We start from the raw sequence: 12,810 nt of genomic DNA on the forward strand, positions 1-12,810 counted from the left end.
TGCTTCATAAAATTTTAAAAGAGGGGAAACAAACTATGGATTGGCGCGTGATTGTTGTATTAGCACCTTTGGCAGTTGCAGGCGGTTGGGCTGTTTACAATATCGGTAAATATGCCATTGCTCAAGCCCAAGCCTTTTTCAGCAAGCAAGCCTAAGCTAAGCTGAATCTCAAATTAAATCACAAACCGTCTTCTGTTTTCGGGGGCGGTTTGTTTGCTTATCTAGGATTAGATCTAAGGGCAATATTCCTAATATTAATGAAACAAATCTTTATATAATTGTTGTCTCTATTTACATTTCTCTAAGATTTGCTGCCGAGAAAGTAAGCGATCGCCTTTTGCACAATCTTTATATTTTACCCAACAAATGTGTAAAAACTTCATAAAACTAATTAAATCACTCTAGGGAAGGATGTTAAATTAGATTAGTAGGGAATATTACCGAATCTCTAGTTTGAGTTTTATTCCACCCCATACTTACTCCTTTCTGGATACAAAGTTATCACTGAATTTATTTCCTAGACCCTAGTGGGTGCGGTCAATCATTTCTTAGTTGAAATTGACGCTCCTGACCTGTTGACGTGGCGAAAATTTTTCCCGTCACCAGGAGTTTTGGCTACACCTTTTTCCATTGTCTCAGGATTCACTACCAACAGAGAAATTCTTCGATCCAAAAGAGAGTAAGAGCTTTTGAGCTTAGGAATTGACATTGATACTAAATCAATTCAGTACAGGAGTTATGTCCAATTCTCAATTGATGACTTCACAGATGGCATTCTGCCAGCGAAATAGCGACAAAGACAGAGAAAAAGAGTTTTGGCAGCAATGGGAAAAGTATCGAGATCATCTTTACCATTGCTGTTTGAAGTGGATGAGGGACAATCCTAGCCATGCCGAAGAAGTACTAAGTCGCGCCATGCTGAAAGCTTGGGAGAAATTTCGAGATTCTACTTATGTTATCAGCAACTTTAAAGCTTGGTTAATCCGACTAACTTATAACCTCTGCGTAGATATACAGAGAGAGTGGAAAAGGGGTGGTTATCGCGTCGAAAGTTTAGATGCAATGGCTGAACGAGGGGAAGTGGAATTGATTTCCTGGTTTGATACCCCTGGAAAATCAGCAATGCAGGACGAACTAAAAACCATTATCCACAATGCTATTGCGGATTTACCCCCCAGACTGCGCGAACCGTTTACTTTACACTTCATTCTAGAAAAATCCTATCAAGACATTGCTCAAGAGCTAGGAATTTCCTACGACAACCTTTGCCAACGTATTTTCCAGGCAAGAGAAATTCTCCAAAAGCGGTTGAGAAGTTATTTATCAGAGTTTGATGATTCTCCCTTTGAGCCTTCCCCATCATTGAGCAAAAAGGCGAAATTTGGAGTTGAGAAACTTCCCAGCCAAACTATGGCAGTTAAAGTACAAACTCCTTCAACCTCCAATCAAAAAGATTGCTGCGATCGTTGCCCTCACTATTATCAAGTAACAGCAATATGTCTAGAAACACTGCCTCATGTTTGGTATCAATCACCCAGTCCTCTGGGGTGGAATTGAACGTTCACTTAGTCTTAGACGAAAAGCCCAGCCGACAAGACCAAAAACTAAAAACATTAAGCCAGTATGTACAGCAATATGCCTCTGGTTGGAAAAAACGCTTGGAATTAGCCAATCTGCTCTCGGCAAAGGGTTTCTGGGAGCAAGCGGTAGCGGAATATCGCCGGATTGTTGAGCAGCAACCCCAATTAATCGATGTCTGGTTGAAATTGGGGAAACTCTTGCAGCTAATGGGACGAGTGGCTGAGGCGATCGACATTTATCACCGTGCCTTAGCATTGTCCAGCAATCAAGTAATTGAGCAGCATATTACCGGATTAATTGCAATTTGTCAAGGTGACAGCAAAAAAGCAATCCTCGCCTTTGAAACTGCCGCTAACCTAGAACCAAACAACGCCGCTCACTGGCTAGCTTTGGGACAATTACAAATCGGGAGAGAAAATCCTTTAGCAGCTTTACAAGCCTTTGACGAGATTTTGTCGCTCAACCCAGATGACATTGTGGCTTTGATTCACAGCTATGATGCGCTTATGGCAGTGGGCAACCTTTCCCAAGCTCAGGCTAGGCTGGACAAATTAATAATTTTAGCTGCCAACGATCTCCGGGTACTGCAACGACAGTTGGATCGACGTTGCCAGATCGGATTGGTATCCGGTGAGCCAGGAAAGCAAACTAAAAAGATGATTGGCGCTGCTTTGGAACAAACCGATCGCGCCGCTGATGCCCACAAATCCCTGGCATACTATCACATTTACCGAGGCGATTGGACACAAGGAATCAAGGTGTTAGCAGAGTTTACTGAGGAACATCCCTATAACCCTAGCGGTTGGTATCACTACGGGCGCTGCTTGTTCCATACAGGTGAATATCAGGAGGCAGCTGAAGTGATGCTGAAAGTTTATCGTCTGTATCCAGATGATTGTGAAATCTATCGAGCATTATGTGAGATTTTGCCTCTCTCCCTAACTCCCCCCTTGCCAAGGGGGGCTGGGGGGGATCTCCAAATCACAGAAAAGGATCGCTTAATCCTGGCTTCCCTAGTCGAAGAAATGCTAGAGCGTTTCCCGGAACGCTGGAGTGTTTGGGCGACGGCGGGGCGGGTATTAGTAGAAAGTTTTCAGGAGATTAAACAGGGATGTAGTCTTTCCCAGCGAGGAACACAACTTCAGCCCCAGTTAGCTGATGCTTGGTTTTGTTATGGGCGAGTGTTGGCTTTAGCGGGGAAACATCAGAAAGCTGTGGCGGCGTTAGAGAAAGGATGGCAGTTGTTACCCGAAACAGGAGGATATAGGCAATCTGTGTCTGCTGCGGTGTGGCTGGGAGAAAGTTACCGGGCGTTGGGGAACGATCGATCCAGTCGCCAGTGGTGGGAAGAAGCTTGTCAGGGAAGTCAAAAATTCCGGTTATTTCACCCAGTTATGGCTGATTACTGGCAAGGAAGAGCTTTAGAAGGGTTGGGTGATGCTTTGGGAGCGATCGAACTTTATCGAAATGCCTTAACTCAACAATTGCTTTTTCCAGTTCGTGACGAAGTGAAACAGCGAATCAAACGTCTGAGAGCTAAGTTAAGAAAGCGTTCTCGTCCTTAATGCTGATTTTTCGAGTGCATTTTTTTGGCAAAAAAACGCCTCTAACTCGAAAAATTCAGAAATTGCCTGGGGAAAACGTCTTATTAGTGTAAAGAACAAATTTAGAGATTTTTCTCATGGTACAAGGTGGCGGATCGGCAAGCCCTATGTACTAAGTTTTTTACACAACTTTCATTTTTAGATCGTTCAAGGACATAACTATGCCCATTTACAATGTAACCATTAAGACTGGCAATGTTGCGGGAGGAGGAACTGACGCTAACGTGCGTATCCAACTATTCGGCGATCTTGGAGAGACTGACAGTAGTGGGTACTTGTTAGACAAGTATGGTTACGATGATTTTGAACGTGGGGATCAAGATACTTACCAAGTCAGGACTGATAAAGAGTTAGGGAATTTAAAAAAAGTCCGCCTTTGGCATGATAACGCTGGAAGCGGTGCTAACTGGTATGTAGAAATGATTAGGGTTGAATTATCCGGTGTGACTTGGAATTTTCCGGCTTATCGATGGTTAGCTACAGATGAAGACGATCGTAAGATTGATGTGACAATCCCAGTTGCTTAGTAGATACTGAATCATGCAGTGCGATCGCTAATCTTTCCCCAAGAAGTGCGATTGCTCTCCCCATTTAAGGCTGTAGGGTGCGTCAGATAGCAGAATTTTGGGTAAGATAGCTAACTTTATCGGTCTGACGCACCCTACTCAACTACTCAACTTTATCGAAATGCCTTAACTCAACAATTGCTTTATCCAGTTCGTGACGAAGTGAAACAGAGGATCAAACGTCTGAGAGCTAAGTTACGAAAGCGTTCTCGTCCTTAAATACTGATTTTTCGGGTGCATTTTTTGGGCAAAAAAACGCCTCTAACTCAAAAAATTCAGAAATTGCTGGCTGAGATCGTCTTTATAGAAGAGGGCAAAGAATTCTGAAAAGTTAGCTTACTCAGTAAAAAAAACAGATGCCTATGCCCTCTATAAGACTGAGACAAAAAAAATTAGTTTCTAGGTACTTAACATGAGCGACATTGTACTCATTTCATCTGAAGATGATCCAGAGCAAAGCCAACGTATAAATACTCTATCCATAGATCTAGAGTTTGAGCCGGAGGAAATTAGAGAAAAATATTCATTAAAGGCTAAACCTGGACGTACATCCAAATTAGTACTTTCATGTCAGGAGTCAATTCTCAACAATATATCCATCAATAGAATCGCAGAAGGCTTGAATCAAGCAGCTGATTTGATGTATGTTGCATACAACGCTTTATCGGGATCGGAAATTCAGGCAACGGTGTCTGGGTTACAGAAATTACTGATGGATGCCACTGCCGAAGCGAGTATAACGATCAAAAGTTTTAAAGATAAAACCGATCCCAATAAACCAGAATCGGTCGTCAATCAGGCATTTGATGGCTTCAGCAGGTTATTCCAAGGTCAAGAGTCGTTTGGTATCACTAAACTGGTTCGTTGTGGAAAGGTTGCTGAGAAGATGGCTGTTGATGCCAACAACTTAGCACAGCGTTTTCAAGCGATTGTTGACAAAGCACAGCTTGCAGCTGAAGCAGCTATTAAGGAGAAGGTTGCCGATGAAGCTACCAGGAAAAAACTACAAGAAAAGCTTAGCCTAGTCCAAGCTGTGAAGCAAAGTACAGAAGTGCTTCAATCTAACATCCAAACAGAATTGACAAAAGTACAAGAAGAATATGAGCAAGCCAGAGAACGAGAAAAAGTTGAGGGCGAGCGTGCCTTTATTACCGGAATAGTTGGAGCAACTGTTGGCGCTCTTGCTGCAGGTGTTGGTTCAGTAGCTCAAGCTATTATTGCTGTCAAGTCTCCTGTTGGACTTCCGGGAGGATATGTGCCGCCTACTCAGCCAGGTGGTAATAAGCCAAATGGTCAAGCCCCCTCGCCAGAAGTGCAGCAGCAGAAAGAAAGTCTTACTAAGGAATTGCAAGAGAAACAAGCCGCAAAAGCAGCAATTGATCGGGAGAAGAAGGAAAACGAGGCTAAAATCGCCAAAGCTGAAGCTATTAGCAAAGATACCCAATCTACAGCACAGGCTAAGGCTGAAGCAGAAAAAGAAAAATCAGCCTGTGAGGCTAAACGCGCTGATATTGAGCAAAGGCTAAAAAAGGCTCAAGAAGCCATCGACAATCTTACATCAGGATTAGGTAATGTATCAGCGCAACTGGCACAAATATCAACTCAGTCATATTCAGCTGCCGAAACTGCCTCAAAACAGAAAATGGCATACTACGAGCATAGAAATAAGCTAGCCGAACAAAATCGCGAAGCTTTAGCAAATCTTGCACAATATGCAGTGGAACTTAAATATACTACTGATGCTACTAAGAATATAGAAATGGCAATCAGGAGTTTGGAATTTGCTATCACAGCTTTGAACGGAGTAGTGTCCGAATTAAAGAAGACAGTAGTGTTCTGGCAAAATATGGCGAACTACTGTAAAGATAATCTTGCAGGTACTAGCTTGACCGAGGATATCAAATACATCGAACAGAATTATGACCCAATGAATCGGAAGTTAGAGTATGCTAAACCCTTGATAATCTATACAGCTGTGTATAATATAGCTCAGTGGGTAGCTTTGTATAATGTTTGCGATCAATATCTGATAGAAGTGCAAAAAGTGTTCGATAAAGTGAATACAAATCATGCCCATCCAATACCAGAAGCTCAACTTCCAGTAGAACTGCCTAAACTAGCTCAAAAAGTTCTAGATTCTACTGAGAAACAAACAGTTGCTGTGGATAGTGAAATAAGATCTTTGGAACTGGAAATGCTGAGTGTTAATATTGCAGCAAAGGCAGTATCTTAATTAGGATTAAAGCTGAGTGTCGCACAAAAATTAATTTGTCGGGTGTGTCAGACGGGAAAATATTTGTCTGTAAAAGCCCCTGATTGTGATCTTGAGGATATCGATAGCTATTATTGCTATCTAAGTACTTATGCAAAATTAATTGGATATTTCTTAGCTCTCTATCTTTGATTGGATCAGAGCTACAGGCAAATAAGATGTACAAAAATTTTGCTTAGGTACTTATATCCTCTCAAAACTCAAGAATTCAAGTTCTAAAACCTTAAAATACCAGAGTAAAAACATGAGATTTTTAACCAACAAAAGCCTACTAAGTAAAGCTAAGTTGATCGGTAAAAGCTTATTAGTTTTGATTTTTTCTATCTTTCTTTTTGTGCCAACACCAGCATTGGCGTTAGATTACAATGTCGGGATAAAACCCTACGTATCTGAAGTTCGGGCAATTATTAATAATAGCGTACTGCCGATTGTTGAACTACTTCCCAATCAAAATTACGATTTTGGACAGGAACTCCTACAAAGCATAGATGAGAACTTACAAATGACTCAAACTACGCTAGAGAAGAATGCCAAAGATTACAAGCAGTATAGCGATGTATTTCAGGGTCAACTAGAATCGCTACTCAACGCAATCAACCAGCCAAATGAAGATAAACAAAAATTGGCAAGCCTGAGACAACAAGTAGACCTTCTAGAAGATAAATATGATCGAGAAATAATAAATAGATACGGATTGCCCGTATACCAATTACCAACAGACACAATTCTTAGTGACAGCTTTGGAGCATTGGTTTTACCTATACGAGAAACGATAAGAAATTTAGAGAAAGAAATAGAATCGCTTCAAAGTAAGATTAAGCCAACAGAAGAAGTGAAAAGAGAGTGGGAAATATATAGTAAGGAGATTTCCACACAATTAGTAAGTTACAAACAGATATCTAGATTGTATGATAATTTGAGAAAAAGAATAAAATTAGCTAGTAACAAAGTTGTTAAAGTCAAACAGTATGCTGCTGAGATTCAGTCTTTCAGTGATAAAGATATGTTGGCTGAGATTGAAGAACTAAAACAATTTCTCACGAATATTACAGAGAATTTAGCTTAATCAAACAGAGAAATCAGTGAGCTATATAATATACTAAAAATAGCTATAACGCTGATTGAGCGATTCGGTATTCAGTATCCAAACCCAAACTTGGCTAGATAGTAACAAGCAAGTTAACCCCCCTATCAACAGAGTAATAATATGAATGAAATCACAATTGTTGAAAGTAACTCAACAGCAGGAACTATTGCGCTTTCCCTGAACAATAAAACAGAACAATACTCTGTAAACAGTCTGCCAGCAATAACCAGTCAGTTGGTACTAGAATCCTGCCAGGATATTTTAGGAGAATTATATTTTGATTCCCTGGTGTGGAACTTGACAAATGCAGCCGATTTCATATTTCTAGCATACAACGCTTTAGCCGAAACAGCAGTTCAAGCAAAGATATCTAGATTGCAGAAATCCCTGCTGGATATTTCTGGTGATTGCGTGACAACACTTGACATTTTTGGAATTCAGTCCCAAGAAGTTGGTAAAACTCTCATCAAAATTTACGGGTTGCTATTAGCTCGTAAAGAAAAGTTAGCCAAGATTCAATTTAAATATTGTGGTCAAATTGCCCAAGATATGGCTGACGCAGCCCAAAAATTAGCACAGCAGATTGAGGAGCTTTGTAGTCAGTCGCAACTTGTAAATGAAGATGCTATTAATATAAAAAATCTTACTATCGCCGAGAAATCAGATCTGATTGAAAAGTTGAAAGAGTTTGAAAGCAAGGAAGCAGCAGCTAAGGTGCTACGAGACGACCTAGAGAAAAGCTTGGCTAATCTGACGAGAGAATATTACGCTAGCGTAGCCAAACTACAGGATGGCTGGTTTATCGGTGCTGTTAAAACTGTTGCTAATGCTTGCGGAATAGTTGTCCGAGATCCAAAAGAAGAAGCTCTCCGTGAAACCCATACGACTTACAATCGGAAATCACAAGAATATCGGCAGGAAATGACGAAGAATTTGAACGATATTAAATTATATGCCTACGAAATTTCCAAAGCGCAAAGTGCAATTTCTGATGCAGCCAGAGGTGTTAAAACTTTTGAGTATGCAGTTCGCGCACTCTCAATAATTGTAGCAGCATTGAAGAGGACAACATTGTTCTGGCGTAGCATTCAGATATACTGTGAGCAACTTGAAAATTCAGGCTTCGCCAGTTCTTTTGAAGATATTCAAAAAAACTCTTTGTCTGAACAGCAGATAATAGAAGAATACACTAATGATAAGTTTATGCTGCTGTTTGTAAAAAACCTTTCTGAATGGGTGGCACTTAATACTGTTTCTCACGAATATAAAATAGCAGCAAAAAACACATACGATAAAATATCATCTAACATTGCCTCTGCACCTTCAATCGAAACAGCAAAACGACAAACACCTGTGTTAGCTCAACAACTTTTTGATTCTTATGAAAAGCAGGAGAAAGCTTTAGCGGCGGCGGCGCAGAAAGAGCAAAAATGGGGTAGTTTTCTGGCAATGGTAGAAGCTAGAGCGCCAGTCCAGTAGAAGTATTTGACAAAATGAACCAAATGTGGTTTGTTGCACAAGCCCCGGCAGGGCGAAGCATTCGGGAAGAAAATCTTGGGTTTTGGACAATAAATTGTCGCCCGAATGCTTCGCCCCTACACAGAACATATCTTTTTGTTTTTGTCAATCTGTCTCTGCTGGCGATCGCTAATCTTCCCCAAGAAAATGCGATCGCTCTCCCCATTTAATCTTCCTGAATCACCAACTTTTCCTGAGTTAAATCTGACTGCACAACAGGTTTTTCAGGCTGCAAAGTTAAGCCCACAAGGGAGTACTGAGATAGCGTTCACCTGCACTAGGTTGAACGATAACGATCAGTTTGCCTTGATTTTGCGATCGCTTTCCTACCTCCAATCCTGCATAAAGCGCCGCACCCGTTGAAATACCGCTAATGATACCTTCTTCTCTGGCTAACCTTCGCCCTAAGTCGTAAGCCTGTTCGTCGGTAACAATGATTACCTCATCAATCAAATCAACGCGGAGAACATCGGGGATAAAGCCAGCACCAATTCCTTGCAGGTTGTGAAGTCCGGGGGATTTACCGCTCAGAACAGCACTGGTAGCAGGTTCTACTGCGATAATTTGCAATTCGGGTTTTTGCTGTTTGAGATAACGTCCGGCACCAGTCAAAGTACCGCCTGTACCAACTCCTGCAACCAATAGATCGATTTTACCATCTGTATCGCGCCAGATTTCCGGCCCGGTAGTTTCATAATGAATTTTGGGATTAGCGGGATTGCTGAATTGTTGAGGAGAGAAGGCATTAGGGGTGGAAGCTAATAATTCGTTAGCTAGTGCGATCGCTCCTGCCATATCTAATACTGCCGGAGTTAGCATCACTTGGGCACCATAAGCTTGGACAATTTGTTGGCGTTCCCGGCTCATATTTTCCGGCATAGTTAGAATTAATCGATACCCTTTAGCCGCACATACCATTGCCAACCCAATACCTGTATTACCAGATGTCGCCTCTACAATAGTTGAGATCCCAGGTTGAATTAGTCCGGCTTTTTCTGCTGTGACGATCATACTCACGGCAATTCGATCTTTTACTGATTTGGCTGGATTCATCCCTTCAAGTTTCAGGACAATATCTGCAAGGCAGCCAAATTGTTGAGGCAATCGCTGAAGTTTTACCAGAGATGTACAACCAATGACTTCAGTAATGTTGGTGTGAATACGCATTATGTTTTAGGCAATAAAGAAAGATTAAAATTAAGGAATTCAGTCTAGACCATTAACCAAAAACAGGCAATAGTCATGGCAGTTAATAACAGTAAATGCGGTAAATTACTCAGCCAAGAACTTTGGGTAATTCGCATGAGAAAATAAGCACTAAAAGCCAGACTAGAAAGCAGTATTACACCTTGAAGAAAGGCAGCAACATCAGGACTCCAGGTTAGGGTAGGTAAACCATTGCCGCTATAACCCAAAGTTCGAGCCAAAACCGGGAGAATTTGCCCCGCTTCTGTGATTCCTGATGGAATATAATGGGTAAGGTTGGTTCCCAAAGTAAAGGGAAGATAGGCGTAAATAACTGTTAGGTAATTGGGGAGACGACTATCAAAAACCCTAGCGATCGCATGAGTTAAATAAGTTAAAATTGCTGGAATACTTAAAAGTAAAATAACTACAGGTAAAGCAATCAGTAAATGCTCAGAATCGATCGCTAAATCCCCCAAACCAACAAGGCTCAAAATTTTGTCAGCATGGTGCATACAAGCTCCACCTAACAGTAGCAATAATAGCGCCACTTCTGCCCAAAATCCCTGATGCTGTGCGAGTAAATCTGCTGTGGGAAACCTTAAATTTAGTTGCACTGAACGGTTAGGACAAGCTTTCAGACAAGTCATACACAACACACAATCTCGGTTATCCTGCAATTGGGCGGGATGGGAATAGAGAGGACAGCCTTCGGTTTCTTGTCCTTCTGTGGGTAAAGCATCGGCAAAATTAACCGGAGTGGCAGGACTACCTTTGAAACAACCGAAGGTGCTACACTGACTACCGCAGACTTGTTGAGTCGATCGCAACTCCACAATCGAAAGTTTAGCAAACATCCCATTCATGCCTCCAATTGGGCACAAATAGCGACACCAAAGGCGACGCTCATAAATTAAACTACCAATAACTGCCCCAGCCGTAATTGCAATCAGTAACCAAGCGGAAAGATAGGCGGTATTGGGTAAATCCCAAAGCTTTTCCCAAAGATAAATTATCACGAACCCCGCAAATAATACATAAGCACCCCAGCGATTTAACCATTTTGTAGGCCAAGGTAGCAATTTTCGTGGGAAAATCCACAGGGAGAGTCGGCGAATCAATTCTCCTGTAATCATAAATGGACAAACTGCACACCAAAGGCGACCGACAAAGGGAAACAAAAATAAATAAACAGGCCACCACCAAGCCCAAAATAAGTTAAGGATGATGTTACTGCTGCGGTCTTGGGGACTGATGAAACCTGCGATCGTGACCGGGACAAAAATTACCATCATCACTACCCAAATTGCTTCGGGATACCAACGACTAAGAAGGAATTTTCGTAGCCAAGGCCATTGATTCAGCAGGTCAATTCTAAAGGTATTAGTATCTGATTGTACCGACCAAAGTACCTGTTCTGGTATAGTAGTTTGTTCTTTGGGGGTCATGGTAATTGCCCGCTTCAGAATTGCCGCTAATTCTGTCAGGTTGCCGGGATAGTTGTAGCTAATCAAACGCCGCAAATCTGCCCGATCGATTTCTAATTTTGGACGGCACTGCTCTTGGGAAAATTTTAAGAGAAAATAGTCGGCAAATTCGGGAATGTCTGCTTTCCGCTGTTGGAGGTTGAATAGTTTAATTTCGTTGACTTCGACTTCGGGGAGGTTGAGTTTATTGGGGGATGCTAAAATTAGTCTTACCCAAGATTGGATGGCTTGACTTTCTAGGTTTTTGTCGGCAGAATTGGGAACTAAAAGTCCGGTTTTTAGGTAATCAATTAAGCGATCGCTATCTACTTTCGACAAAATTTGCACATTACTAATTAACAATGTACCTCGTTCTAAAAGTTCCAACACTCCTAAACATTTCCCAGTTTTTCCAAATAGCGGATCGGTGTTTAATTCACCTGTTTCAGTTTGGGACAGGGTGGCGCAATCAATTTCTGCAAAGGGCTGGTTTGCTAGCCCAGAATGGGCATGAATCAAACTAGCTAAAAAGGTTTTTCCGGTTCCTGGTGCGGCTTGGAAAACTACGGGTTTTAAGTTTTTGGCTGCATTTTCTATCTGTTGCTTCAATTTTTGGGTGGCTTTACTACTGCCTAAAATCTCTTCTTCTTGGGGGACGGAATGCAAATAAGGTTGCAGTCCAGAAATTCGCAATTGTTCTTTGGTTGTGCGTTGGGCAAATTCTTTTAAATCTTGGGCTAAGAAGCTATTGATTGTTCCTTGAATTTCGGGATATTTACTGAGTAGTTGCTGAAAGTCTGAACGCGACAAAAACCAAATCTCGCTTTTACTGATGGCGATCGCACTTGCTTGATAAGTACCATTTTCTGAATCGCCTATTAATGGAACGTAACCAAACAATTCCCCGGCACTGCGATATTTAATATGAGATTTGCCAATCAGGGAAAGGCGGTAAATCTCCACTGAGCCCCATTTGAGAAGATAAACTCCCACTGGGGTTTGATTTTCTTCGTAAATCGCTGTTGATGGTTCTATTTTCAAAAGTTGAAAGCATTGGGCGATCGCCTGCAATGTTTCATCTTTCAGTTTTCCCCAAGTTCGATGAAAGCTTAACCAATCGCTACATTCCTTTACCAGTTCTTGATTTTGATTCTCTTGGGAAATGGGAGATGAGGGTTGTAGTGGTTCCGGGCAAATAGCTTTTTCACTTAATCTTGATCCAAGTTTCATCTAACTCATCTCCTAATATAAGGAATCAGGCAGCTAGGTTGCTACAATTTCAGTTCATGGTCATAGCAAATCTCATTTCTGTGAACTGTATTTAGTCCCAGATGTTTATCCTTTATTATCTAATTCTTTTACTATACTTCTGTTTAAACACATTATTAATTATATCTTTATTATACATTATGCCTTTAAGTTAGTCTTAATTAGTTCTTAAAATTACCTAAAATTTTTTAGCGATCGCTAGCCCTTCCACTACTCCAAAAATCAGATGGGAATATTCCCGATCCTGCGGTAGCTGCGATCG

At 41.3% G+C, this 12,810-nt stretch carries 10 protein-coding genes; 8 read left to right on the plus strand and 2 right to left on the minus strand.

Annotation, left to right across the window (positions count from 1 at the left end; translation table 11 throughout):
• Positions 1-35 precede the first annotated feature (35 nt).
• From ACE1B6_RS03375 to ACE1B6_RS03410, 8 genes are all read left to right on the plus strand, one after another.
• Positions 36-155, plus strand: coding sequence for a photosystem II protein Y (locus tag ACE1B6_RS03375; protein WP_413255821.1), 120 nt, complete (start codon positions 36-38; stop codon positions 153-155).
• A gap of 583 nt (positions 156-738) precedes the next feature.
• The gene (locus ACE1B6_RS03380) at positions 739-1,557 is read left to right on the plus strand and encodes an RNA polymerase sigma factor (RefSeq protein ID WP_413255822.1); all 819 of its coding nucleotides are present in this window, start codon (positions 739-741) and stop codon (positions 1,555-1,557) included.
• A complete protein-coding gene (locus tag ACE1B6_RS03385; protein ID WP_413255823.1) occupies positions 1,497-3,146 on the plus strand; it encodes a tetratricopeptide repeat protein in 1,650 nt (549 codons plus the stop codon). Before ACE1B6_RS03380 ends, ACE1B6_RS03385 begins: the two co-directional genes overlap by 61 nt.
• Positions 3,147-3,346: 200 nt before the next feature.
• Positions 3,347-3,712, plus strand: coding sequence for a PLAT/LH2 domain-containing protein (locus ACE1B6_RS03390; RefSeq protein WP_413255824.1), 366 nt, complete (start codon positions 3,347-3,349; stop codon positions 3,710-3,712).
• Between the two features lie 451 nt (positions 3,713-4,163).
• Complete coding sequence (locus ACE1B6_RS03395) at positions 4,164-5,984, plus strand: coiled-coil domain-containing protein (RefSeq protein ID WP_413255825.1); 1,821 nt, start codon at positions 4,164-4,166, stop codon at positions 5,982-5,984.
• A 283-nt stretch (positions 5,985-6,267) separates the two neighbouring features.
• A complete protein-coding gene (locus ACE1B6_RS03400; protein ID WP_413255826.1) occupies positions 6,268-7,089 on the plus strand; it encodes a hypothetical protein in 822 nt (273 codons plus the stop codon).
• Positions 7,090-7,230: 141 nt separating this feature from the next.
• The gene (locus ACE1B6_RS03405; protein WP_413255827.1) at positions 7,231-8,589 is read left to right on the plus strand and encodes a hypothetical protein; all 1,359 of its coding nucleotides are present in this window, start codon (positions 7,231-7,233) and stop codon (positions 8,587-8,589) included.
• A gap of 14 nt (positions 8,590-8,603) precedes the next feature.
• Positions 8,604-8,798, plus strand: a complete 195-nt coding sequence (locus ACE1B6_RS03410) for a hypothetical protein (RefSeq protein ID WP_413255828.1) — start codon at positions 8,604-8,606, stop codon at positions 8,796-8,798.
• A 67-nt stretch (positions 8,799-8,865) separates the two neighbouring features.
• On the opposite strand, the gene cysK is transcribed toward ACE1B6_RS03410, so the two are convergent.
• Both cysK and ACE1B6_RS03420 read right to left on the minus strand, forming a co-directional pair.
• Entirely contained in the window at positions 8,866-9,795 is a 930-nt protein-coding gene (gene cysK, locus ACE1B6_RS03415) for a cysteine synthase A (protein WP_413255829.1), read from the minus strand.
• A gap of 44 nt (positions 9,796-9,839) precedes the next feature.
• Positions 9,840-12,509: a cyclic nucleotide-binding domain-containing protein gene (locus ACE1B6_RS03420; RefSeq protein ID WP_413255830.1), complete on the minus strand. Its 2,670-nt coding sequence runs from the start codon at positions 12,507-12,509 to the stop codon at positions 9,840-9,842.
• Positions 12,510-12,810 lie beyond the last annotated feature (301 nt).

Origin of the sequence: Floridaenema fluviatile BLCC-F154 (assembly GCF_041929135.1) — a bacterium.
Taxonomy (GTDB): Bacteria; Cyanobacteriota; Cyanobacteriia; order Cyanobacteriales; family Aerosakkonemataceae; genus Floridanema; species Floridanema fluviatile.

Coding starts and splice junctions, on each gene's coding strand:
- ACE1B6_RS03375 (WP_413255821.1), top strand. CDS start 36: ATGGATTGGCGCGTGATTGTTGTATTAGCACCTTTGGCAGTTGCAGGC.
- ACE1B6_RS03380 (WP_413255822.1), top strand. CDS start 739: ATGTCCAATTCTCAATTGATGACTTCACAGATGGCATTCTGCCAGCGA.
- ACE1B6_RS03385 (WP_413255823.1), top strand. CDS start 1,497: ATGTCTAGAAACACTGCCTCATGTTTGGTATCAATCACCCAGTCCTCT.
- ACE1B6_RS03390 (WP_413255824.1), top strand. CDS start 3,347: ATGCCCATTTACAATGTAACCATTAAGACTGGCAATGTTGCGGGAGGA.
- ACE1B6_RS03395 (WP_413255825.1), top strand. CDS start 4,164: ATGAGCGACATTGTACTCATTTCATCTGAAGATGATCCAGAGCAAAGC.
- ACE1B6_RS03400 (WP_413255826.1), top strand. CDS start 6,268: ATGAGATTTTTAACCAACAAAAGCCTACTAAGTAAAGCTAAGTTGATC.
- ACE1B6_RS03405 (WP_413255827.1), top strand. CDS start 7,231: ATGAATGAAATCACAATTGTTGAAAGTAACTCAACAGCAGGAACTATT.
- ACE1B6_RS03410 (WP_413255828.1), top strand. CDS start 8,604: ATGAACCAAATGTGGTTTGTTGCACAAGCCCCGGCAGGGCGAAGCATT.
- cysK (WP_413255829.1), bottom strand. CDS start 9,795: ATGCGTATTCACACCAACATTACTGAAGTCATTGGTTGTACATCTCTG.
- ACE1B6_RS03420 (WP_413255830.1), bottom strand. CDS start 12,509: ATGAAACTTGGATCAAGATTAAGTGAAAAAGCTATTTGCCCGGAACCA.